Raw genomic sequence first — 22,713 nt, 5'->3', positions numbered from 1 at the left:
GTGGTACCACGGCTTCTTCGTCCCTTGCGGATGAAGGGCCTTTTTGCATTTTTCATTAAACCAATCCATATACAAATTACAGAGGAGAGTGTGAACATGGATGAGAATAGAAATTTGGAGCAATTACGAGGCCGTTTGAATGAGATTAATCATAGTTTACTTCACCTGTTATCGGAGCGCGCCCAGATTACACAGGAAATCGGTCAGATCAAGGAAAAACAGGGAGTTCCCAAATTTGACCCCGTTCGGGAAAAAGAAATGCTGGAAGAACTGACTGCGGCCAATCCTGGGCCGTTCCACGATGATGCCATTAAGCTGCTGTTCAAGCAAATTTTCCAGGCTTCCCTGCATCTGCAGGTCGACGAACACAAAAAACAGCTGCTAGTCAGCCGTAAAAATCAGCAGGAAGACACGGTCGTCTCCATCGGTGAAATCAAGGTTGGCGCAGGCAAACCGATCATGATTGCTGGACCTTGCTCCGTTGAGAGTTATGAGCAGGTTCGGGAGGTTGCCAAAGCTTTGAAAGAAGCCGGTATCCCGGTCATGCGCGGTGGTGCCTTCAAGCCACGTACCTCACCCTATGATTTTCAGGGCTTGGGGATTGAAGGATTGAAGATTCTCAAAGAAGTGGCAGATGAGTTCGGACTTAAAACGATCAGTGAGATTGTGCATCCAGGTCATATCGAGCTGGCAGGAGATTATATCGATGTGATCCAGATCGGTGCCCGGAATATGCAAAACTTTGAGCTGCTCAAAGCTGCGGGAGACGTCAACATTCCCATTCTGCTTAAACGCGGGTTGGCCGCAACCATTGATGAGTTCGTGCATGCTGCGGAGTACGTTGTCTCCCGTGGGAACAAGCAAGTCATGCTGATTGAAAGAGGTATTCGTACCTATGAAAAAGCGACGCGCAACACCCTCGATATCTCTGCCGTGCCTATTTTAAAACAAGAAACCCATCTACCCGTTCTGGTGGATGTAACCCACTCTACAGGCCGCAAGGATATTCTGGCTCCGTGCGCCAAAGCTGCTCTGGCAGCTGGTGCCGATGGCGTCATGGTAGAAGTTCATCCGAATCCGGCGGTGGCGCTTTCCGATAGTGCGCAGCAGTTGAACATCGAACAATTCCATCAGTTCCTCTCCTCGGTGAGACAATCCGGTTTATTGAACGATCAATAAATTGCGGAATGAGTGAGCAAATCGTATTTAAATGAAAACAAGAAGAAGCCTGATGGAAATTGCCCTTCCATGGAAACATCTGATAGGGCATCCCTCAGGCTTTTCTTATTGTGACCACTACTCATACCTCAATGATTATAGGCAGGATCATCGGTCTTCGTTTCGTCTGGGCGTAGATGTAATGTCCGATTTCGTCCTTGAGCTTTCTTTTGATGACATTCCACTGGTTCACACCGGCTCCGGTCAGTTCTTCCATTCTGGATAGCACCAATCCATGAATCTCTCGCATAAACTCTTCCGAGTCTTTCACAAACACAAATCCTCTGGAGATGATCTCAGGAGATGTGACCATTTGTTTCTCCGTTTTGCTGAGTGTCGTCACAATAACCAGCATGCCGTCTGAAGACAGCTGTCTGCGGTCACGAAGCACAATATTGCCTACGTCGCCCATAATCAATCCGTCAACCAGACTGTTGCCTGAAGCAATTTTCGGCCCTGGAGATGCTACGCCGTCCTTGTACTGAACCATATCCCCGTTATTCACGATGAATACATGATCAGGGTCGATCCCAACCGATTCAGCCAGCAATCTGTGCTGATACAGCATGCGGAATTCGCCGTGGATGGGCACCAGATAATCCGGTTTCATCAGCGTCAGCATCAGTTTGAGTTCCTCCTGACTGCCATGCCCTGACACATGCATGCCCCCTGAACCGCTTGAACCATAAAGGACTCTCGCCCCCAATACGTACAGATTATCAATAACGTGGGCAAGGTTGCGCTCATTGCCCGGGATTGCCCCTGCTGCAATAATCACGGTGTCTCCTGCTGCTACTCTCACATGAGGATGCTTACCTGTAGCCAATCGGGACAGCGCAGCCATTGGCTCTCCCTGGCTTCCCGTACAAAGAATGACGACTTGCTCGGGAGGAAACTGATCCGCATCAATCGCTTCAATCAGCAAACCGTCAGGAACATCCAGGTACCCCAGATCACTTGCAACTGACACGACATTGACCATACTTCTGCCCAACAAAGCCAGTTTGCGGCCGGTCTCAAACGTGGCATTCACAATCTGCTGGACCCGGCTGACATTGGAAGCAAAGGTGGAGATAAATATTTTTTGCTTCGCTCGGATGAATGCATCCAGAATACGATCACCGACAACGCGCTCTGATGGTGTAAAGCCAGGCCGTTCCGCATTCGTACTTTCGGACAGCAGCAGATGAACGCCTTGTTTACCGATCTCCGCCATTCGGTACAGATCAGGATAAGGCCCGTTCACAGGTGACATATCGAATTTGAAATCGCCGGTATGTACCACATTTCCTCCAGGCGTGCGGAAGAAAACACCCAAGCAGTCTGGTATACTGTGGCTGGTTGCAAAAAAAGATACCTCGATCTCCCCCAGCATGAAGGTGGAGTGAGCATCGATTGTGTGAAGATCTGCTGTTCGAAGCATATTATGCTCTTTGAGTTTCAATTCAATCAAGCCACGGGTAAGTCTGGATGCATACACAGGGATATTCATTTGTTTTAAAAAGTAAGGGATGCCCCCAATATGATCTTCGTGTCCATGGGTAACGACAAGTGCTTTTACATGGTCCAAGTTCTCCAGCAGATAGGAGACATCCGGAATAATCAGATCGATGCCTGGCAAGGTTTCATCCGGAAATTTGGAACCACAATCGATGACAATGATGTCCTTATTGTACTGGATGATGTACATGTTCTTACCGATTTCGTTTACGCCGCCCAGTGCGGCGACATACAATTTATTGTGGGCGAGATTCAATTTAAATTGATCCTCCTCTTCGTTTTACTCATGTGCAATGATGATTCTGTAAGCCTGTTATGTATTTCTAGTATGTAATTTCTTAGAACACTTATGCATGGGGAACGATAAACACGTCAAAAAGTCCGCAGTGGACCGGTTGGTTCCACTGCGGACTTTTATTAATGTACGGAAAAGGATAGATAATGGCTGTACATATACACTTACTATACGAGCGAAGCACCACGCTGAAGCAAAACGTTCTCTTCATAAGTTTTGATCACGGAGATCCACTTCTCTCGAACAGGTACCCCCTGCTTGGCACAATAGTAATCCCAGATGGCACCAAACGGATAGGATTTAAATTCTTCCGTCAGTGCAAGTCTCAAGGTATAATCGCCTTGCAGTTCAGCAGTCTTCAAAGCCTCTACTGGCTCCAGCATGGCGCGCAGCAGCGCTTTGATCGTATTGCGTGTACCTACTACCCAGGCAGCAACCCGATTGATGCTGGCATCAAAGAAATCGAGTCCAACATGTGTAGTTGGCAGCAGGTCGTGACGAACGAGTTCCCTTGCAATTTCCAGCAGCTCATCGTCCATAATTACGACATGGTCACTGTCCCAACGCATCGGACGGCTGACATGCAGCAGGATGCCACTGGTAAACAGCGCGAGGGACGACAGCTTGTTGGAGATGACTTCTGTGGGGTGGAAGTGACCTGCATCCAGACAGATTAAGGTATCATTTTGTAATCCATATCCCATGTAAAACTCGTGTGACCCAACAACGTATGCTTCCGAACCAAGGCCGAACAGTTTACTCTCTACCGCATCCAGATTATGCTTCGGATCGAGCTTCTCCGCAAACACTTCGTCCAGGGAATCCTTAAGACGTTTCCGAGGGGTCATACGATCAACCGGATTATCCTTGAAGCCATCGGGTACCCATACATTGGTGACGCACGTCTGGCCAAGCTGTTCTCCGAAGTATGCACCGATACGCCGGGATGCCTTGCAGTGATCAATCCAGAACTTGCGAATTTCAGGATCCGGATGACTGAGTGTAAAACCGTCGCTTGACTTCTCGTGAGAGAAGCAGGTTGGATTAAAGTCGAGACCAAGTCCCTGCTCTTTCGCCCACTGCACCCATTTCTCATAATGCTTGGGCTCAATCTGATCCAGCTCTACCTTTTCGTCCGTATCGGTGTAGATCGCGTGCAGGTTAACCTTATGTTTGCCGGGAATCAGGGAAAAGGCTTGTTCCAGATCTGCCCGAAGCTCAGCAGGAGTCGTTGCAGCTCCCGGATATTGACCCGTAACGGAAATGCCTCCGGTCAATTCTCCATCCTGGTTCAGAAAGCCTTTGACATCATCCCCTTGCCAGCAATGTACCGATACCTTGATCTCTGCAAGCTTCTCCAAGACTTCATCCGTATCAATTCCATGCTGGGCATATAACAATTTGGCCGCTTCATACGCTTGCTTCACTTGGTTATCCATTCGCAAGAACCCTCCTCTTAACGTGTAAATGCTGCCGGTACACCACCATCAATGGTCATCATGCATCCGGTTGTTTTTTCGGATTTGGAAGAAGCGAAGAATGCAATTCCTTCCGCGATATCTCTCGGGTAAATATTAACGAGCAATGTGGTGCGTTTGCGGTAATACTCTTCCAGTTGATCCGGTTCAATGCCATACGCTGCCGCCCGTTCATTTCGCCAGGAACCATTCCAGATCGCAGAACCTTGCAGGATGGCATCAGGGAGTATCGTGTTGACACGAATGCCATATTCACCGCCTTCTGCTGCAATACAACGGGCAAGGTGTGCTTCAAGAGCTTTGGCCGAGCTGTAAGCGGAAGCGCTTTTACCTGCATAGACCGAGTTTTTGGACCCGATGAAGACCATGCTGCCTCCAATTCCCTGCTGCTTCATCAGCTTGAACGCTTCACGGGCAACGAGGAAATACCCGGTACCCAGCACGTTCATGTTGAGGTTCCATTCCTTCAGGGATGTTTCGTCAAAAGGACTGGATGTGGCAAGGCCCGCATTGTTAACGATGATATCCACACCGCCATATTGTACGGCTACTTCCGCGTACGCTGATTGCACGGCTTCCTCATCAGTGACGTCCATTTTCAAAGCATATGCACGATTGTCACCATATTGGTCATTGATTTCCTGTGCCACTTTTTGAGCACCTTCCAGGTTCAGGTCAGCCAAAACGACATGCGCGCCCTCGGATACCAACCTGCGTGCAGTTTCGCTTCCGATTCCGCCGGCGCCACCTGTAATAAACGCCACTTTCCGGGAAAATTCCGTCTCGGCTGGAGCGAGAGACAATTTATACAGCTCAAGCGGCCAGTATTCTACATTGTAGGACTCATTAGCGCTGAGAGATACGAACTTGCCCAAGCTGGTCGCACCACGCATAACGGCAATAGCCCGGTGATACAGTGCCCCACTCACTTGCGACAGGGCCCAGCTCTTGCCTGTATTGATCATGCCCACACCTGGGATGAGAATAACGCGAGGTGCTGCTTCGAACATCACATCGCCATCATTTTTGTTAATCTCAAAATATTGTTGGTACTGCTCTTTGTAGGCAGCAACGCCTTCGACCAGCTTGGCTTTCAGACCTTCAATATCTTCAGCATCTGGTGTCCATTCAATAAATAAGGGTACCACTTTGGTATGTACCAGATGATCCGGGCATGCTGCTCCCACCTGAGACAGTTGTGGCGAATCCGCTCCACCTACAAAGGCAAGTACATCGTCCTGATCGTCATAGGACAATATCATTTTTTTGCTATCCGATACTGCACCGCGAAGCGTTGGCATCACTTTGGCTACGATCTCACGCCGCACTTCAGCTGCGAGGGCCGGGTGTTTAACACCGCCGAACAGACTTCCCTCATTCACGCGTGCTTCGATAAAAGCTTCAGCCTCATTGATGATTTTGATGGTTTGTGCATAGCATTCCTCGGATGTTTCTCCCCATGTTACGAGTCCATGCTTCTCCATCAAAACCAGTTCAGCATTCGGATTCGCGAATACGCTTTCAGCAATCATCTTGGATAATGTGAAGCCTGGGCGAACATAAGGCACCCATACAAAACGGTCTCCATAAATTTCTCTTGCCAACTCTTTGCCGTTATCCGCACAACACAGACTGATAATCGCATCCGGATGTGTGTGGTCCACATGTTTATATGGAAGGAACGCATGCAGCAGCGTCTCGATGGAAGCACGCGGGTGCTTGGAATCAATCATGCAATGCCCCAGATATTCAACCATCTCTTCATCGGTCATGGATTCACGTTCAATCAGGGGACGAATGTCTTCCAGAGCCAGACCTGTAAAATGCTTCGCTTGCATCGAGCCTAAATCGGATCCGCTTCCTTTCACGTACATTACTTCTATATCGCGGCCACGAAAATCCTTCACTGTCGTTTTGGTAGATGTGTTTCCTCCGTAAATGTTACATACACTGCGATCTGCGCCAATCAAATTGGATCGATAGACCAGCTGCTCCAGACCCGTTGTTTGCTCTGAAGCCTGTGAAGTGTTCCATAAACTCTGTACCATTCATTTCCCTCCGATAATGTTTGTTTTATTCCTAATCAGAGTTTATCATCTTTGTTTTGTTTTGAAAACAAGAGTTTTTAAATATAAACGGAAAAAATCAAAAGGACGGTGTTTTGATAATTGAATGATCAAAAACACTCTGACGAAATATGATCAGAGTGTTCAGCTATTCTTGTATTCCTACTATTCTGTTGTAAGACCATTTTGATCTATATATTGAAGACTGGAAGTCGCTTATTGGATTTATGCAAAATGCTCACTTAAAAAATACCAGCCTTTTGGGAAGTATTTTTGATGCCATAAGTATCATTAACGACCGTATTGCCAAAGCTTGTTAAGCTTCCGTTAGGTCCTGTGGCCATATCCAGGTAGTTCAGGCCTGAGCTATTCCCGTACCAAGACCACGCAAGCCAGCCGACCCCTTTTTCCTGACCATATTTCATGATGGCATATTCATCGACATCTCCATTGGTGTGGTATCCTCCGAATTCACCGATAATTAATGCAAGCCCCTTGTTCAGCACACTTTCCATATTGGATTTCACGGTTGCTGCATCTTTGCCTGCATACTCATACATGTGAATGGAAAATACCGTGTTTTTCTGTGAATCCGCGGCGAAGACACTTTGCCCATAATCCACGATGGATTGAGGATATTGCCCCCAGCCTGCTGCATCCACGATTAATGTATTTTTAATGCCTGCATTTCTTAACTTTGGAATGGCTTTTTTGTATCCGTCTGCCCATGCGCTTCCGTTCCATGTGCCATACCACTCGTTGGCGATATTCACAATAACCCGATCTTCCTTGCCGATCAATGCTTCCTTGATACTGATCCAGTAGTCAACTGCTGCATCCAATGAATTGTAGTCATCTTTGCCTGTGGCGTCATGTACTTCAAGGACTGCAATCATTTTGTTAGCGTTTACAACATTAATGATGTTTTTAACGGAGTTCAGATCATCTTTGGTGTACTGTGTTCCGATGGACAAAACAATACGGACCGTATTGGCACCCGTTTTCGCAATTGCAGGAATGGCTGTGTTCAAGTCATTCTTGAACCAGGAATGTCCATGATTGATGCCTCTCATGTAAAATGCTTTTCCCGTGGAATCATACAATTTGCCGCCGCTCACGTAAAAACCGGCAGCTGCTGATGCTTTGGGGGCAGCGCTCCCCAGAATGACAAACATGAGTGCTGCAATGACGGTGAAGATTGTGGCTTTTTGCAACTTGGCCATAGATTGAAACCTCCCTATAATTTTTTATATTTCAATTAACCCTGCTCAAGGCAATAAGTTAATTAAAATTATAAAACATTAAACTAAAATAAAACTCAAAAAGTAAACTAATTAAAGTGATTTATAATTAGTTAAAATTACTTTATCGTTTAAGTTATGAGGTTATGATAAAATGAAAACGCTTACCAGTCAACTCTTTTTTTACTACAAAAAGGAATTTTTTCTTTCATGAAAAGACTTACCTACAACAAAAAGAGCACCCGTCCATGTGAACGGGTACTCTTTTTTACCTGACATTACAAATTATTTTCGCCTTGCAAAATCAACAAATCTGAACTTGTCCGGACGATGCCGGGATTCCGTGAACTGAAAAGGACTCGCATCCTCCAAGTAGACCTGGCTGCGTACAACCACGACATTGTGAAAGCCGTCCAGATCCATCAGTCTTCGATCCTCTTCGGTAGGCTCTTCCACCAGGATTTCCTTCTTGGCAAAAGAAATGGACAACCCCAGTTCCTCCTCAATGTACTCATAAATGGAGTTGTTGCATATCTCTTTGCTCAATCCCGGAACGAGACGCTGACTGATATAGTCCTTGTCCAGAATGACCCGTTCTCCATCTACATTACGAACGCGTGCGATTTTCCACACCTGTTCATCCATCCCGAAATGAATGGTTTTGAACAAGGATTGGTCTACCTTTTGATCCTCAAACACCTCAACCTGCGTTTTGGCCCGATGTCCCATCTTTTTGGCCAGTTCCTTGAAGCTCACCAGACCCGAGATGGGAAAATCGATTTTGCGAATATCCAGTACAACCGAACCTTTGCCCTGAATTTTCTGAATATAACCTTCCTCATATAACATTTTTAATGCTTTGCGAATCGTCTCTCTGGACGTCTGATAGCTTTCAGATAAATCGAGCTCTGACGGCAGCATTGTACCTGCCTCGATTTCTCCAGTCCGAATATGAGCTGCTATATCTTCATAGATTCGGATAAACTTGTTATTCATCATTCATCACCATAGTTCATTACCCTTTTTTATCATATTGGCAACCTATTATAGCATTAAAAACAGGGTTAATACACTTGATGATTCCAAATATCAATGGCTGATGAACAATGGATTACAAGGTATGACTAAGAAACCACTTGTACAGTTCAGGATTGCTATATGTCTCGTCCCACGCATTGTGATTGCCTTCAGGATAGACTGTAAGCTTCACGTTTGCATCCAACGCTTCAAGTGCATCCACAATCCCCTGTGATTCCGATAGCAAAACAACGTCGTCCTTGGCACCATGGAATGCCCAAATGGGCACATTGCTCAAGGCTTCAGCTTTGGATGGGTTTATTCCTCCACACACGGGAGCCACCGCTGCGAATACATTCGGGTAGTCGACTGGCAGATGCCAAGCCCCGTAACCGCCCATGCTTAATCCTGTGAGGTATACCCGTTTCGGATCTGCAGGATAGTTGTCCAGCACATGTTCGACAATCGCAATCAGTGCCTCCTTTTCCATTGCCCAGAATTCATCCTCCGGACACTGTGGAGATATCACGATGAACGGAAAGCTCTTGTCCTGATCCACTATTTGCGGCAGCCCATGCGCTTTGACCTTTTCCAGATCACTGCCGCACTCCCCAGAACCATGAAGAAACAGAATAACGGGCCACTTCTGTTCCGCAGGTTGTTCTTCCGTTTCGGGAACGTGCAGCAAGTAGTCCAGCGTCAACGTTTTGGTTATTTCTTTTACTATTCGATGCCCGGTTTGGGTCATATCTGTTCCCTCACTTCTATTCTCTGATCTTCTTCAATGCTTCGTCCAGTGCGCCAACCACCTTATCACACCATCTGTCAAATTCAGGATCCTCGGTCTGCAATTCAGGATGAGCAAGAATAAACTGAATCGTCTTCCTGATTCCCTGATCTGCCCTCGTTGTGGCCACAAATTCAGGTACAAGTCTCTTCAGCTTGCTATTGTCGAATACCACGGTATTGGCCTTGTCCCCAAGCAAACCGCCGCGAAGATCCTGATCACTGCATGCCGCCAAAAACTCAGACGGTACATGAACCGCATTCAGTTTGACACCAAGTACTCCTGCGATAATCTCATAGATCTGATTCCACGTCACTGACTCGTCCGATGTAATATGTACCGACTCACCGATGGCATGAATATTCCCCATAAGACCGATAAATCCTTTGGCAAAGTCACTGTTATGTGTAATCGTCCAGAGCGATGTGCCGTCACCATGAATAATTACGGGTTTGCCTTCGCGGATGCGCTTGAGAACCTGCCAGCTTCCCTTGGCCCCATGAACACCCAGTGGTACGGACTGGTCTCCATACGTGTGACTTGGGCGCACAATCGTCACCGGAAATCCGTGATCCCGATACTGCTTCATCAGGTAATCCTCACAGGCGATCTTGTTGCGTGAATATTCCCAGTAGGGATTGGACAGCGGTGTGCCTTCGGTAATACGGTAATCAGCAAGCGGCGTCTGATAGGCAGATGCCGAACTTATGAATATGAACTGTTTGGTTTTGTCTTTGAATAAACGATAATCCCTCTCGAGCTGTGACGGTACAAAAGCAATAAAGTCTGCAACCACATCGAATTCCAGATCCGCAATCAGGTCCGCCACTCGATCTTCATCATTGATATCAGCTTGCAGCACGTTCACATCCGCAGGCAGGTCATCATTCCGATTTCCCCGATTGATCAAATAGAGTTCACAGCCCTGACTGGCGAGCTGATTCGTAATTGCTGTACTGATTGTGCCTGTTCCTCCAATAAATAGCGCTTTCATAATAGGCCACCTCCAGATGAAATGTCTCACTAGTCCATGATATCACGCATACAAAAGAGGAGCAAAGCCAGCTTGTCACTGACTCTGCTCCTCCGTTTATACTACCTTAATCGTTCCGTATATCATGTACATGCCGCAGTGAATTTCATATTCCCCAGGCTGCAAATTTTCGTCAACGGTGTAGTAGTTATCTCCTTTTTGCATGTATAAATCCAAGCCAAGTTCTTGTGAACCAACCGATTTAACATGGGTGACTGACCGGGTGAGAATAAAATTAATTTTGGTGGGAACTCCCGATTTAACTTCTATCACACCAGGCTCAAATCCATCGTTACTAACATTGACATCAATGACTTCATATCCCGCTAAATCCTCTGGTGTCCCGGCTTGTGCCGTTACTGAATTCCCCGAGCCAGGGGACATATCCTTGCCCATGAAATATACGAGAAAGGATCCGAGTAATACAATTACAGCAATGCCTAGCGTTAGCCACGGCCACATTTTCTTGATTGAGCTGTTCATATCAACATGCCTCTTTTCATCATTTAAAAGTACAACCTCTATCATACCTCAAGCTGCTATAGATGAAAATGGCCCCTATGGGCCATGTCAGATTATGCATTTCACAATAGCTCGAATTCACAGAAGAAAGCTTCAATCCATAGGAAAAAGCCTGATCACTCAGGCTTCTTTACGTTTATATTTATTTCCACTAACACTCTCTTGCATCCCTGCTTCCTATTGTCTTCAGGAATACAGCGGTGTGCTCCGACTGCGCTTCAGCCGCATTTTATATAACTCTGGCAGGGCAACACCGATTAGAACGATAATGACGCCAAACCATTGCAGCCCACTGACATGTTCATGGAGTACGAAGGAAGATAACAGTACCGCAACCGGTAGTTCAACCGCACCCAAAATGCCTGCCATGTCGCCTCCGATATGAGGAACCCCTACGGCGAAGAGGACTGGCGGAATGAAAGCACCGAAAAATCCGAGCAGTAATCCAAACACAAGCAGCTGGCTCCAGATCAGTCCGTTAAACAAGAACGTTGGCGGGAACAAAATGCAGAGCAGGATTAATCCGCCTGTAACCATCCAGGCGCTGCGAAACGCAGGATGTGCTGATGGAACGGCTTTGCCGCTGAACAATACAAACAGCGAATAACTCACAGCTGCCATTAGTCCAAGAGCAATACCAAGACCATTAAACTCACTAAGTCCCTGTTCCAAGAAACCTGCGGCAAGCAGCGTAACCCCGAATAGGATAATCAGTGTCAAGAACGTGACTTTATCCGGACGTTGACGTTTACTTATAGCCTGAATCAATACGCTAATCCATGTAAACTGAAACAACAGGATAATCGCGAGTGATGCCGGAATGTAACGCAATGATTGATAATAAACCAGGCCCGTAATGACCGTCGGCGTTCCGGCAGCCATCAATAGCAAACGCTGCTTCCACGTCAAACGTGTGAAAACGTTGGCTGCAGCTGATGATGATGGTGATTTGCCATCTGCCTGTGATCTGCGTTTAATTTTAAACTTCGTGTATAATGCCAGCATCCAGGACAGGATGAATCCCGTGATCAGCTGTGAGCCTACAACCTCACCGAGCTGATATCCTTCACCGTATGCCAGTACCACAATAGTGGACAAGATGCCATAGCTCATCGCTCCAGCGAGAACGGACAAATAGTATTTCATTATGATTGAACCTCCTGATGATCGATATTACGTCCGCATGTCTATTCCATGCCAAGGTCACAACCTGCCATCCAAACGCAAAAAATCCTAACTTCGAGCAAGGAACATCAATTGATTCCCTGGCATCGTAGTTAGGAAGTATAGGCTTCCCGTAGAGACCCTCGCCCTGTGTACACTTCTGGCCTGCGAGGTTATACGAAATAAAGTATGCTTTTGTGATGTAACGTATGTGACGACTTTTCATATATTACATGGCAGGTGAGATGGTGTCAACCCTCATCATGAATTTAAACAAATTTGAAACATATGCGGCTTGGACGTTACTATCAGTGTCATGATAATCCAGGAGATTCCCAAGCCAGGGTCTGTTCCAATCCCTCCTGTAACCCTTGCAGATCCAAGCCATCTACGGCAAAAGCTTCCCGGATCAATGGCGGCGCCACAAATTCATCATATTTACCGAGATACGGTGCTTCGTCTTCTGCCAGCAGTCCTGAAGCATCTTCAACGGTTCGGCACTCACTCATAATCTCTGCGAGAAGTGTACGTGCATCTACTTTACCAGAGACAACAAAATAATACGGCTCCATGGGCACAACCGAACGCAGTGCAAGCTTGTCAGACAGATTATGCTTCATCAAACGTTCCAGTGTTCGGAACGATTTACTCCCCACCCAAGGCAGAACGTAAACGGAGTCGCCTCCTGCGGGAATGACAACCTGCTTCAATAACCCGCTCTCTCGTGCCAAACGACGTGCCCGCTCAAGCCGATTTACCGCTTGTGGAGACAAATAGGGATAGATCACAGAATCAGACAGAACCTCGCGCATTTTCTGGACTACCAAGGTATGAATGTCACCCCCTGCACCGAGCCATAAGGTGTCCACTTTGCCTTTGGCAGCCTTCACATACACGGCTTTATGTTTGTGGTCCACTTCTTCCACTTTCCACAGCTTACCCGCAAGCGAAAAGCAATACCCTGGCGGCGGGACTGTCGTAATCGAACCAATTTCCTCTGAGCCATTCAGTACCTTGTATTCCTCATCATCTTTAAAAACAGCGTAAAAACGATAGTTATTCACTGTCTTCTCGCCAGTTAACCCGATGATTAATGTTCGTTCTTCAGTCCATTGCAGATGATCCGTTTCGATCAGATAATTCAGGAAAGTCTGGTACTGATCGGCCCGGATCTGGCTGAACGGCGCAATTGAAAGTACGGCATACGCAAGTTCACGAGGCTCTGCTTCTCCCATGCTTTTCAGCATACTCATCGTCTGATGATAGAGAACACCCATCGGCATTTTACGAGCTTCAAGAGGTTCAACCCACTTGGTTTTCACATACAGCTCGATGACAGCAATAGCCCGCAGCAGCGTCCAGGGCATGCGAGCCGGAAGCTGCGCTTCTTCATCCTCTTCTTCCGGACATACGAATAGCATCTCCGAAGCCATGTCATCCCGTCTGCCCGATCTGCCCAGACGCTGGACGAAACTCGATGCGCTGTAAGGGGCTCCGAGCTGCACAACCCGCTCCAATTCACCAAGATCAATCCCCAGCTCCAGCGTTACAGTTGCGGCGGCTACTGCCGGCCCGACGCCGGTTCTCAGGGCAGCTTCGGTTTCCTCTCTGAGCATGGCCGAAATGCTGCCATGATGCACATGAAACACATCCCTTTCCTCTCGCCGTGCGGCTACTCTTCTCATCTCAAGGATGGTCACTTCGGCATCCGTACGGCTGTTGGTGAAGATCAGTGCCTTTTTGTGATGAGTACTCTCATAGATAAAATCGTAGTAGGCTTTTCGTGCGTTGTGCAGATGTTCTGCCTGTTCTTCATCCCGGGCATCGGGAAAGGAGAAGTGCTCCACCCGCAAGCGCAATTTGCGGCCGCCTGGAGAAGAAACGACATCCACGCCCTCCTGCGTTCCGGCTGCCAGCCAGGCTGTAGCTGCATCATAGTCACTTAATGTCGCAGAAAGTCCCACCCTGCGGGGTTTGCAGCCAGCCATTCGTTCAATCCGCGCCAGTTCACTCAATACCTGAATACCGCGATCTGCTCCCATGAACGCATGAACCTCATCAATAATGACGTACCTTAAATCATGAAATAGCGCTGGAATGGCATTCGGACGGTTCATCAGCAGACCTTCCAGCGATTCCGGGGTAATCTGGAGAACTCCGGACGGATTCCGCACCAAACGGGTTTTCTCTGCTTGTGGCACATCCCCATGCCAGTGCCATACCGGTATATTGCCTTCAGACAGCAGGTCCTTCAAACGTTCAAACTGGTCATTGATCAGTGCCTTTAGCGGCCCGATGTACAGGATGCCAACAGATTTGGAAGGACGTTCATACAGCTCGGTCAGTGCAGGAAAAAAAGCAGCCTCTGTCTTGCCTGAAGCTGTGCCTGCCGCGATCAGCATATGATGTGGGGTATTGAAGCAGATATGGCATGCTTCGATCTGGGCAGGACGGAGTGCATCCCATTTTTTTTTGTAGATGAATTCCTGTACAAATGGGGCCAGTCTGTAAAAAGGATGATCACTCATAATTCAAATTCCGCCAGAAAATCGTCCATCTCATCCGGAGCTGTCGAAGAATCCGTTCCTTTTCCATCATTCTTCGGCTTGGCCGTCCGTTCTCCAAGCAGCTGAGCATAGGTCACTTCCGGATTCTGGTGAAGTGTATGCAGCACATCCATGAAATCCCTCACTACTTCACGAGTCGTTAACAGCTCGTCTGCACCGAGACGGTTTACTGCTGTTTGCATGAAATCAACCAAATCTTCATCCGTCAGGCTAGCACTATAAGCAAAATGAAGGGCATGAATCTGACGCAGTTTCTGCAGCAGGATCAAAATCTCTTCGTGAGATAACATCGCAAGCTTCAGGATGGGTCCCGTGTAGTTTGCGTATTCTCTCGCTGCATAACGCCCATCAATCAGTCTGGAGCGTAGCGCCTCGTAACTAAACAACCCACGTCTCTCATCCTCCACAAATTGCGGGGTACCTCCCACAAATATGCCAAGATGCTCCGCCTTGCCCTGCATTGTATCGTTGAACATGGTCAGCAGTTTTTCATAATTGCTTTGCCGGGAGATGCTGTTGGTGATTTTGTACAGATTCACCGCTTCATCAATGAAGAGCAGCAGCCCTTTATAACCAATCCGTGCCGTGAATTCCGACCATAATTTAAAATAGTCATACCAGTTGTCATCGTCTATGATAACACCAACAGCAAGCTCCTTTTTGGCTTCTGTCTTGGTGGCATACTCCCCTCTTAACCAGCGAAGTGCAGCCTGTTTGCGGTCATCATCCCCCAGTTTGTATCCGTTCCAGTATGATGCAAGCACTTTGGCAAAATCAAAACCATGCACCAGGTTCTGCATCTCATTCGTAACGGCATAAATCTGTTTCTCCACCTCTGCCGGGAGAGCAGGATCATCAGGCCGCAAACCTTGGTTCTGCATCGCCTGTTGCTGCAAGGCAGCGATCCATTTCTGCAGGATGGGTTCAAGTGCCCCGCCATCCGGACGTGTGCGTGTAGACAAACGAGTCATTAGCTCACGATACGTTGCAAGCCCCTGACCTTTGGTACCAACCAATCTACGCTCTGGTGACAGATCAGCGTCTGCAACAACAAACTCCCGATCCATCGCATAGTTGCGTATCATCTGCAAAAGAAAGCTTTTCCCGCTGCCATACCTTCCCGTAATCAGTTTAAACGCCGCGCCGCCCTCAGCAATGTTATCCAAATCGCGCAATATCGCGTCCACTTCAGGCTTACGGCCCACAGCGATTTGCTCCAGTCCGATCCGCGGCACAACGCCCGCTGTCAATGAATTCACCAGTGCGGTGGTCAGCCGCTTCGGTATTTTTAGTTCGGTCATTGTCCTATCACCTCTTCACATGTTCAAATACATTCATATATTCAGGAACGATCCGGTCACTGTCTATTAGCAGATCACCGATGGTCTCCATTGCAAGATCATTCACTTCATCAAGCAGAAGTGCGGGCATCGTCCCGAATTGTTCTGCGACTCGCATTAGCCCGGTATCAGGCTCCGCACCCAATAGCGCATATATAACCAGCACATGCTGGGGAGCAAGCTGTTCTGCCAGGAGGAACCACTCCTCATCCAATACATCTGCAGCCGTTTCCTCCCATTGCAGACCGACTGGCTCATGACTAATCGGTTCTTCTTCAGGGAAATCATCGTTAATCTCCTTGTCAGCCTGTGATTCAATAGAATCATCTTCTTCTCCTTCAGGCACGACAAGCAAAATCCCTTTTGCTTCTCCCTCTTCAAGAGGAATGGAGTCTGACGAAACTGCTGCATGTTCCGCAATGGCGTCCTCTTCAATCATTAAGGCATTACGGACGTATTCGCTCTCCTGCTGCAAAGATAGAAGTCTTTCGGTATTGATTCGAATGATCGGTTTCTTGACGGCTTCCGCTTTTTCCGCTGCAAATGCCTTATCCAGGTAGCGTTCGATCAGGCCCGCCAATTCGGGTTCAAGAGTCTTTCCACGCAATCGCCCTCTAAAACCGAGCAGCTCACGACATTTATTCTCGGTACATCGGAATATACGCGTAACGAATTGCACAAAATCTGTGTTCTCTCCAATGGGCACATAGGTTAACAACACCGATTTGCCATAAAGAGTATCATCGTAAACCGCTTTGCGAAATAACATCCGTTCCGTCGTTCTTTCGTTAACCAGTTTGAACTGGTCAACGATCCCTCCCTGACGTGTACGCAGCAAATAAGAATCGACGAGTGCCATAACCTTGGGAATATACCTTTCGAGAACTTCCTCGCCACCATCCCTGTAAAATTTGCTGAGCGTGATATCGTAGTCATAATATCGGCGCAGCAGTTTTAACGAAACTTCAGCAACATGATTCTGCAAAATCCGGTGCATCTCCATATCCAGCATCTCCGCTGGAAGATATCCACTTGTAACGTCCAAAATCTCGGACAATGACATGTCCAGTTGATGAACCAGCGCGTAATCCATGAGCCATTCCTGCATATAAACGTCCAGCTGCGGATGGCGCGCCCTGTATTGTATCCATAACCGTTTCAGCTGATCAAAACCCAATTGCGGTTCATTCCACCCTATACCGTTAATCAACTCATACGTATGGACAAAAAGATAGGACAGATCCGTATCCGGGTATCTTTCCTGCCTAACTTCCGATCTCCAATACAGATACCATTGCCGCTGGGGCTCGTTCATGACGCCATAGGTTGGCCAATAGCTCATAAAAGGTACAAACGGAGCAGGATCTCCTTCCGTTTCTTCAAGGTGCCTCGCCTCTTCCACAAATCGTTTCTCGGAAGACAGTATGCTACCATTAGCCTGCCTTGAATGAAATTCCCTCTGGGCCAATGTTGAACGTTCAGGCACCGGCACTGCCGCAGTTTCCGGCTCTTCGCTCAGATCAATCTCGATAAACTCCAACTGCCTTGAATCGTCTTTCATTGAATGCTGTTTCACCGTCCCTTCATATTCGCTATACGAACAAGTGTATCCATAAGCATCATTATAGCACTTGTCCTGTGTCAGCGGCGACGAAAATAAACGATTCAAAAAAGAATGGCGCTCAAACTGTTTTCCAGTTCAAACGCCATTCCATACTCATTTACTTTATAAAAAATTAAATATTGATATGCTATGGGATAGTAGACCATGCTCTCACTGAGGTCAGTGTACTTTAAGAGCTGTCATGACATACGAATGATTAGTTTACTTTGGTATTTATCCATTGATCAAGCAATCGGAATGTTTCGGAAGCTGTATGAACCATGTCGTCTTGTTCTTCCTCGCTGCGAGCGAACTGAATAAGCTGCTGCGTGAATTCGGCCCATCTCGTTCTGGTTTCCGCACCATAAGCGTTAAAATATTCAAGCCCGCGGCCTGCTTCAATCGGCAAAAACTGTGACAGGCGCTTGGTCATGATCTGCCCCCCGTTGGTAGACCCTTCAATTACATATAAATAACCGAACATTCGTGCAGGTGAAGATATATCTGGCAATTCCTCACATCTTGGCAGCTGTGCTATGTCCTCTTCGCTGGAACCCAAATGATGCAGATCATTTTCTAGCAAAATGGCTTTCCCCCGGATCTCGTAATCCAGTCCGGTACTTTCCCAGAACGGCTGATCCAAAGCCTGCTCTTCCATCGGTTTCAGAAAGCCGTAGAATTTTTCCAAATACTGCTTATACTCTTCTAAACTCACGGTTTGACTCATAATAGCCTTGGCATAGTCGTTCTGTTCCACTTGTCTGTGATAATGAGCCGTCTCACTTTTCAAACGTTCCATAATGGTGCTGGCTGTCATGTAATCATCACCTTTCTCTGCTTGGTTCCTTTATCAAAATTAAAACGTATACTAAAGCTCACATGTTCAGTGTAGGTAGAATGGTTGCTCTGTTTAATCTAGATGATTCTATGTAAGTATACTTTTTCCCGTAGAAGAAAACTACTTTAACCCCAGTTTCACCAAGTGTAATGCTGTCGTCTGTACAAAATGATAAACTGGGAGTATATTCTGTATCCTGTCATTTGGAGGTATCGCATTCATGAAAATTACCGTTCAAGATCTTATCCATCATTTGACCGCCCATGTGGAGCTGCGGGAAAACACGGTGGATCAGCTGATTAGCGGATCCATGGAGCAGCTCGTCACGGGTGTTATCGTTACATTCATGCCCTCGCAGCATGTCATTGAGCAGGCAATACATCAGGGAGCCAATCTGATTATCGCTCATGAGCCTCCCTTCTATAACCATCATAGCCACACGGAGTGGCTCACTGAAGATCCTGTCTATCAGACGAAGCGCAGCCTCATTGAGAAGGCGGGAATTGCCATTTATCGTTGTCATGATTCCATTCACCAGATTCAACCCGATGGAATCACGGAAGGGTTAATTCAGGCATTGGGATGGTCATCCTATGTCGTGCAAAGAAAGCCCGAAGCAGATATAATTTCTTTCGATGATCACATGACGGTTCAGCGGATTGCAGAACATATCAAGCGTACACTTGGAGTTGAATATGTGCGCATTGCCGGCAGTTTGGAGATGACTTGCAAACGTGCAGCCGTGTTGGTCGGTTTCCGTGGAAACGGTAATCTAACCATCCCCTTACTTCATAACGAAACATTGGACCTCATTATCGCAGGCGAAGGCTTCGAATGGGAGACACCGGAATACATACGTGATGCTGTGCAGCAGGGCAAACAAAAGGCACTTATTATGATGGGACACGCCGAAAGCGAGGCCGCGGGTATGAAGCTTCTGGCAGCAAGGCTTGACCAAGCCTTCCCTCGACTGCCTGTCCACTTTGTAGGCGAGCAGCCAGTGTACAAAGTTCTCTAATGAAATGCGATTAACCGCCCCCTGATGAAGGGGCTTTTTTCTTTTTCTCCATATCCCGCTACCTGTAAATGCTTCCTTATAAAAATGAATTATTCGAGTGATCATTCGGTCATATGTGGATTTTTGCAGCCCTTTGTTGTACGCTGAATGCTGTGTATTTGGAGCTGAGGACATTTGTCCTTGGCGATCGGGGTACGTTTGTCATTTAATAGAAGTCGAAGTAACACAGTGATAAGGAGAGTACAGCATGAAAGGAATTATTTTTGCATTATTGGGCGGGGCCTGCATTACGCTGCAAGGTGTAGCCAACACCCGGATAAGTACCGATATGGGCACATGGCAAGCCGCCACCATAACGCAGCTGACCGGCTTCATTTTGGCAGCCATCATTCTGGTGTTTGTTCGTGATGTCAACCTTCAGGGTTTAAAACAAGTCAAACCGTTATATCTGGCCGGTGGTGCCTTCGGTGCAGTCATTATTTTCAGCGAAGTGACCGCCATACAGCAAATTGGAGTCACTTTCACGATCTCGGCCCTGCTGATTGCCCAGCTGTTCCTGACTTTTCTGGTAGACAGCAATGGGTGGTTCGGTGTAGTGAAGCAGAAGATGAAGTTACCACAATTTCTTGGCATAGCACTCATGGTTGCAGGTGTCATCATTATGAAGCTGTAGTTTGCTTTAAATTATCACAAGAACAAGTCGGGGGCGAAGTACTGATGGAAGAAATCCATAATGAAAATCAATTGTTGCACTATTTAAAGCAGTATCAGCTCGAATCGGTATTTCACGAGCCCCTGCGTCCATATATGACGGTATGCCATTTTGAGAAATGTGAATTGATCTGTCGCGAAGGCGAAGCATCGGAATACTTATATGTGCTGGTGGAAGGCAAAGTCAAGATCTTCACCACCTCCGCTCAGGACAAAACACTTGTACTCTGCTTCAAGACACCACTTGAAGTTGTTGGCGATGTGGAATATGTCCGGGAAAGCAATATCATCAATACGGTGCAGGCCGTCACTCCTGTCGTCATGCTGCGCATTCACTATCGATGCCTGGCTGAACATGCGAGTGATTATGCACCATTGCTCCAATTTTTGCTAAAAATTATATCCCATAAGTTCTACATTGATTCGAACTTTTCCAACTTCAATCTGATGTACCCCGTTGAGGTTCGGTTAGCCAGCTACCTGCTCTCCATATCCACCGAAGAAGCAGGAGCAGTTGTACACGAGGAGCTTGACTCATTCAATCTGACCGACATCGCGAATCTGATCGGTACAAGTTATCGGCATCTGAACAGAGTCATTCAGAAATTGTGTACTGATGGGTTGATTGAACGCAACCAAGGTTTTATCCAGATTAAAAACCGGGACGGTTTGCGTCTAATAGCAGGTCACAATATTTATGAATAAGGAGTTTACAACCGATGATTATTACGGGTATTTTGCTCGCATTACTTGCAGGTTCACTGGTCAGTCTGCAGACCGTTTTTAATAGTAAAGTCAATGAAAAAACCGGATCCTGGTCCACTACAACGATGGTTCTACTCACCGGATTTCTTGCCTCATTCCTGATCTCATTGCTGGTGGAAGGCAAGAATACCTTCAGCTTCCAGCATATGCAGCCGTGGTACTGGTTAAGTGGAGCAATTGGTGTAGGCGTCGTGTTCTGTCTCGTACAGGGGATGAAGCTGCTGGGACCCACCTTTGCTATTTCCATCGTACTGACATCGCAGCTGAGTTTTGCACTGTTGTTTGATTCCATGGGGTGGCTTGGCCTGGAGAAAATTCCGTTTTCCTGGAATCAGCTGCTCGGCGTGCTTGTTATCGTTGGAGGGATCGTATTATTCAAATTTGGCGGCAGCAAAACAAAGAAATCGGAAAAAGCCCGTAGAGCTCTGCGGTCCAATTCGTAGGGAACCAAACAAAAAGAGTGTCCAACCCATCAGCAAGATGGACTGGACACTCTTTTTCAATTGACAAGAGCTTACGTCGTTGTCTTATACAAACTCTACATTGTGGTACACTTGCTGAACATCTTCAAGGTCTTCAAGGGCATCAATCAGTTTTTCGAATTGAGCCTGTGCATCCTCGGGAAGTTCAATATGGTTTTGTGCCAGCATGGTCAGCTCGGCAACGGTGAACTCAGTAACACCGGCAGCTTTGAATGCTTCCTGTACCGCATGGAATTGATCTGGCTCCGCGTAAACGATAACAGCCTCATCCTCATCCACGATATCACGAACATCCACGTCTGCTTCGAGCAGAATTTCCAGCACTTCTTCAGCGTTTTTACCCTCTACTCCGATTACCGCAGTTGGATCAAACATGTACGCAACAGAACCGCTGACACCCATGTTTCCTCCGTTTTTGTTAAACGCGGAGCGTACTTCAGGGGCTGTCCGGTTTACATTGTTGGTGAGTGCATCCACGATGACCATCGCACCATTCGGTCCAAAGCCTTCATAACGCAGCTCTTCGTAGTTCTCATCCCCACTGCCTTTTGCCTTTTCCATGGCACGATCAATGATCGCTTTGGGTACGTTATACGTTTTCGCACGTTCCAGCACGACTTTCAGTGCACGGTTCGCCTCCGGGTCTGGTTCACCCTTCTTGGCAGCTACATAAATCTCAACGCCGAACTTGGCATATACCCGGCTCGTATTTGCATCTTTTGAAGCTTTTTTTTCTTTAATATTATTCCACTTACGACCCATATCGTTTCCGCTCACTTTCAACATGTAATCTGCATTCTACCTAGTTATTATATCTTGTTAACACTGCTTCAACAAGTTCAGTGAGACGAAATAATGGTAATCTATCCATCCAAAAGGAGGGACTGATAGAGGATATACCAGTCACTAGCCTTTAATCAAGGTCTCGGCTCCATCAACAAATACCTCAGTACCTGTAATGTGAAGCGCCTCGTCGGATGCCAGATAGAGTAATAGACTAGCTGCATCTTCCGGTTTGCCTGGTTTTCGGGTAAGCGGAATACCATGTTCGGAAATTCCAAAAGGAGC

General features: G+C 47.1%; 20 protein-coding genes. 5 read left to right on the top strand and 15 right to left on the bottom strand.

Features of this window, described 5'->3' with window-relative positions:
* Positions 1-96 precede the first annotated feature (96 nt).
* Positions 97-1,179 carry a bifunctional 3-deoxy-7-phosphoheptulonate synthase/chorismate mutase gene (locus HP552_RS15675; protein ID WP_175396347.1) on the top strand — a complete coding sequence of 361 codons (1,083 nt, stop codon included), beginning with the start codon at positions 97-99 and terminating at the stop codon, positions 1,177-1,179.
* Positions 1,180-1,300: 121 nt separating this feature from the next.
* Here HP552_RS15675 and HP552_RS15670 read toward each other — a convergent pair whose 3' ends face one another.
* The 13 genes from HP552_RS15670 to HP552_RS15610 form a co-directional block, all read right to left on the bottom strand.
* Positions 1,301-2,974 carry a ribonuclease J gene (locus HP552_RS15670; RefSeq protein WP_175396346.1) on the bottom strand — a complete coding sequence of 558 codons (1,674 nt, stop codon included), beginning with the start codon at positions 2,972-2,974 and terminating at the stop codon, positions 1,301-1,303.
* 206 nt (positions 2,975-3,180) lie between these two features.
* A complete protein-coding gene (rhaA, locus tag HP552_RS15665) occupies positions 3,181-4,452 on the bottom strand; it encodes an L-rhamnose isomerase (protein WP_175396345.1) in 1,272 nt (423 codons plus the stop codon).
* A gap of 17 nt (positions 4,453-4,469) precedes the next feature.
* Entirely contained in the window at positions 4,470-6,539 is a 2,070-nt protein-coding gene (locus HP552_RS15660) for a bifunctional aldolase/short-chain dehydrogenase (protein ID WP_175396344.1), read from the bottom strand.
* 260 nt (positions 6,540-6,799) lie between these two features.
* Positions 6,800-7,732 (bottom strand): glycoside hydrolase family 5 protein, encoded by a 933-nt coding sequence (locus HP552_RS15655; RefSeq protein WP_376768962.1) that lies wholly within the window; start codon positions 7,730-7,732, stop codon positions 6,800-6,802.
* 351 nt (positions 7,733-8,083) lie between these two features.
* A complete protein-coding gene (gene treR, locus HP552_RS15650) occupies positions 8,084-8,794 on the bottom strand; it encodes a trehalose operon repressor (protein WP_175396417.1) in 711 nt (236 codons plus the stop codon).
* A 115-nt stretch (positions 8,795-8,909) separates the two neighbouring features.
* Entirely contained in the window at positions 8,910-9,563 is a 654-nt protein-coding gene (locus HP552_RS15645; protein WP_175396342.1) for a carboxylesterase family protein, read from the bottom strand.
* Positions 9,564-9,579: 16 nt separating this feature from the next.
* A complete protein-coding gene (locus tag HP552_RS15640; protein ID WP_175396341.1) occupies positions 9,580-10,596 on the bottom strand; it encodes an SDR family oxidoreductase in 1,017 nt (338 codons plus the stop codon).
* Positions 10,597-10,692: 96 nt separating this feature from the next.
* On the bottom strand, positions 10,693-11,163 hold the full coding sequence (locus HP552_RS15635; RefSeq protein ID WP_175396340.1) for a cupredoxin domain-containing protein: 471 nt from the start codon (positions 11,161-11,163) through the stop codon (positions 10,693-10,695).
* Between the two features lie 180 nt (positions 11,164-11,343).
* Positions 11,344-12,303, bottom strand: coding sequence for an EamA family transporter (locus HP552_RS15630; protein ID WP_175396339.1), 960 nt, complete (start codon positions 12,301-12,303; stop codon positions 11,344-11,346).
* A gap of 332 nt (positions 12,304-12,635) precedes the next feature.
* On the bottom strand, positions 12,636-14,849 hold the full coding sequence (locus HP552_RS15625) for a DEAD/DEAH box helicase (RefSeq protein WP_175396338.1): 2,214 nt from the start codon (positions 14,847-14,849) through the stop codon (positions 12,636-12,638).
* Complete coding sequence (locus HP552_RS15620; protein ID WP_175396337.1) at positions 14,846-16,189, bottom strand: ATP-binding protein; 1,344 nt, start codon at positions 16,187-16,189, stop codon at positions 14,846-14,848. The genes HP552_RS15625 and HP552_RS15620 overlap by 4 nt, the downstream gene beginning before the upstream one ends.
* A 7-nt stretch (positions 16,190-16,196) precedes the next feature.
* Positions 16,197-17,789: a TerB N-terminal domain-containing protein gene (locus tag HP552_RS15615; RefSeq protein ID WP_175396336.1), complete on the bottom strand. Its 1,593-nt coding sequence runs from the start codon at positions 17,787-17,789 to the stop codon at positions 16,197-16,199.
* Between the two features lie 259 nt (positions 17,790-18,048).
* Complete coding sequence (locus HP552_RS15610) at positions 18,049-18,648, bottom strand: biliverdin-producing heme oxygenase (RefSeq protein ID WP_175396335.1); 600 nt, start codon at positions 18,646-18,648, stop codon at positions 18,049-18,051.
* 241 nt (positions 18,649-18,889) lie between these two features.
* On the opposite strand from HP552_RS15610, the gene HP552_RS15605 reads away from it, so the two are divergent.
* The 4 genes from HP552_RS15605 (at position 18,890) to HP552_RS15590 (ending at position 21,606) form a co-directional block, all read left to right on the top strand.
* Complete coding sequence (locus HP552_RS15605; RefSeq protein WP_175396334.1) at positions 18,890-19,687, top strand: Nif3-like dinuclear metal center hexameric protein; 798 nt, start codon at positions 18,890-18,892, stop codon at positions 19,685-19,687.
* A gap of 247 nt (positions 19,688-19,934) precedes the next feature.
* The gene (locus HP552_RS15600; RefSeq protein WP_175396333.1) at positions 19,935-20,360 is read left to right on the top strand and encodes a DMT family transporter; all 426 of its coding nucleotides are present in this window, start codon (positions 19,935-19,937) and stop codon (positions 20,358-20,360) included.
* Positions 20,361-20,404: 44 nt separating this feature from the next.
* On the top strand, positions 20,405-21,103 hold the full coding sequence (locus HP552_RS15595; protein WP_175396332.1) for a Crp/Fnr family transcriptional regulator: 699 nt from the start codon (positions 20,405-20,407) through the stop codon (positions 21,101-21,103).
* A 14-nt stretch (positions 21,104-21,117) separates the two neighbouring features.
* Positions 21,118-21,606: a DMT family transporter gene (locus tag HP552_RS15590; RefSeq protein ID WP_217506442.1), complete on the top strand. Its 489-nt coding sequence runs from the start codon at positions 21,118-21,120 to the stop codon at positions 21,604-21,606.
* An 84-nt stretch (positions 21,607-21,690) separates the two neighbouring features.
* Here HP552_RS15590 and HP552_RS15585 read toward each other — a convergent pair whose 3' ends face one another.
* The gene (locus HP552_RS15585) at positions 21,691-22,407 is read right to left on the bottom strand and encodes a YebC/PmpR family DNA-binding transcriptional regulator (RefSeq protein WP_127536594.1); all 717 of its coding nucleotides are present in this window, start codon (positions 22,405-22,407) and stop codon (positions 21,691-21,693) included.
* A 144-nt stretch (positions 22,408-22,551) separates the two neighbouring features.
* Positions 22,552-22,686 (bottom strand): SDR family oxidoreductase, encoded by a 135-nt coding sequence (locus HP552_RS15580; protein WP_312884301.1) that lies wholly within the window; start codon positions 22,684-22,686, stop codon positions 22,552-22,554.
* Positions 22,687-22,713: the final 27 nt, after the last annotated feature.

It is taken from the genome of Paenibacillus xylanilyticus (genome assembly GCF_013359935.1).
Lineage (GTDB): Bacteria > Bacillota > Bacilli > Paenibacillales > Paenibacillaceae > Paenibacillus > Paenibacillus xylanilyticus.
The sequence above is the reverse complement of the archived record's forward strand: the minus strand, read 5'-3'. Positions and strand labels throughout refer to the sequence as shown.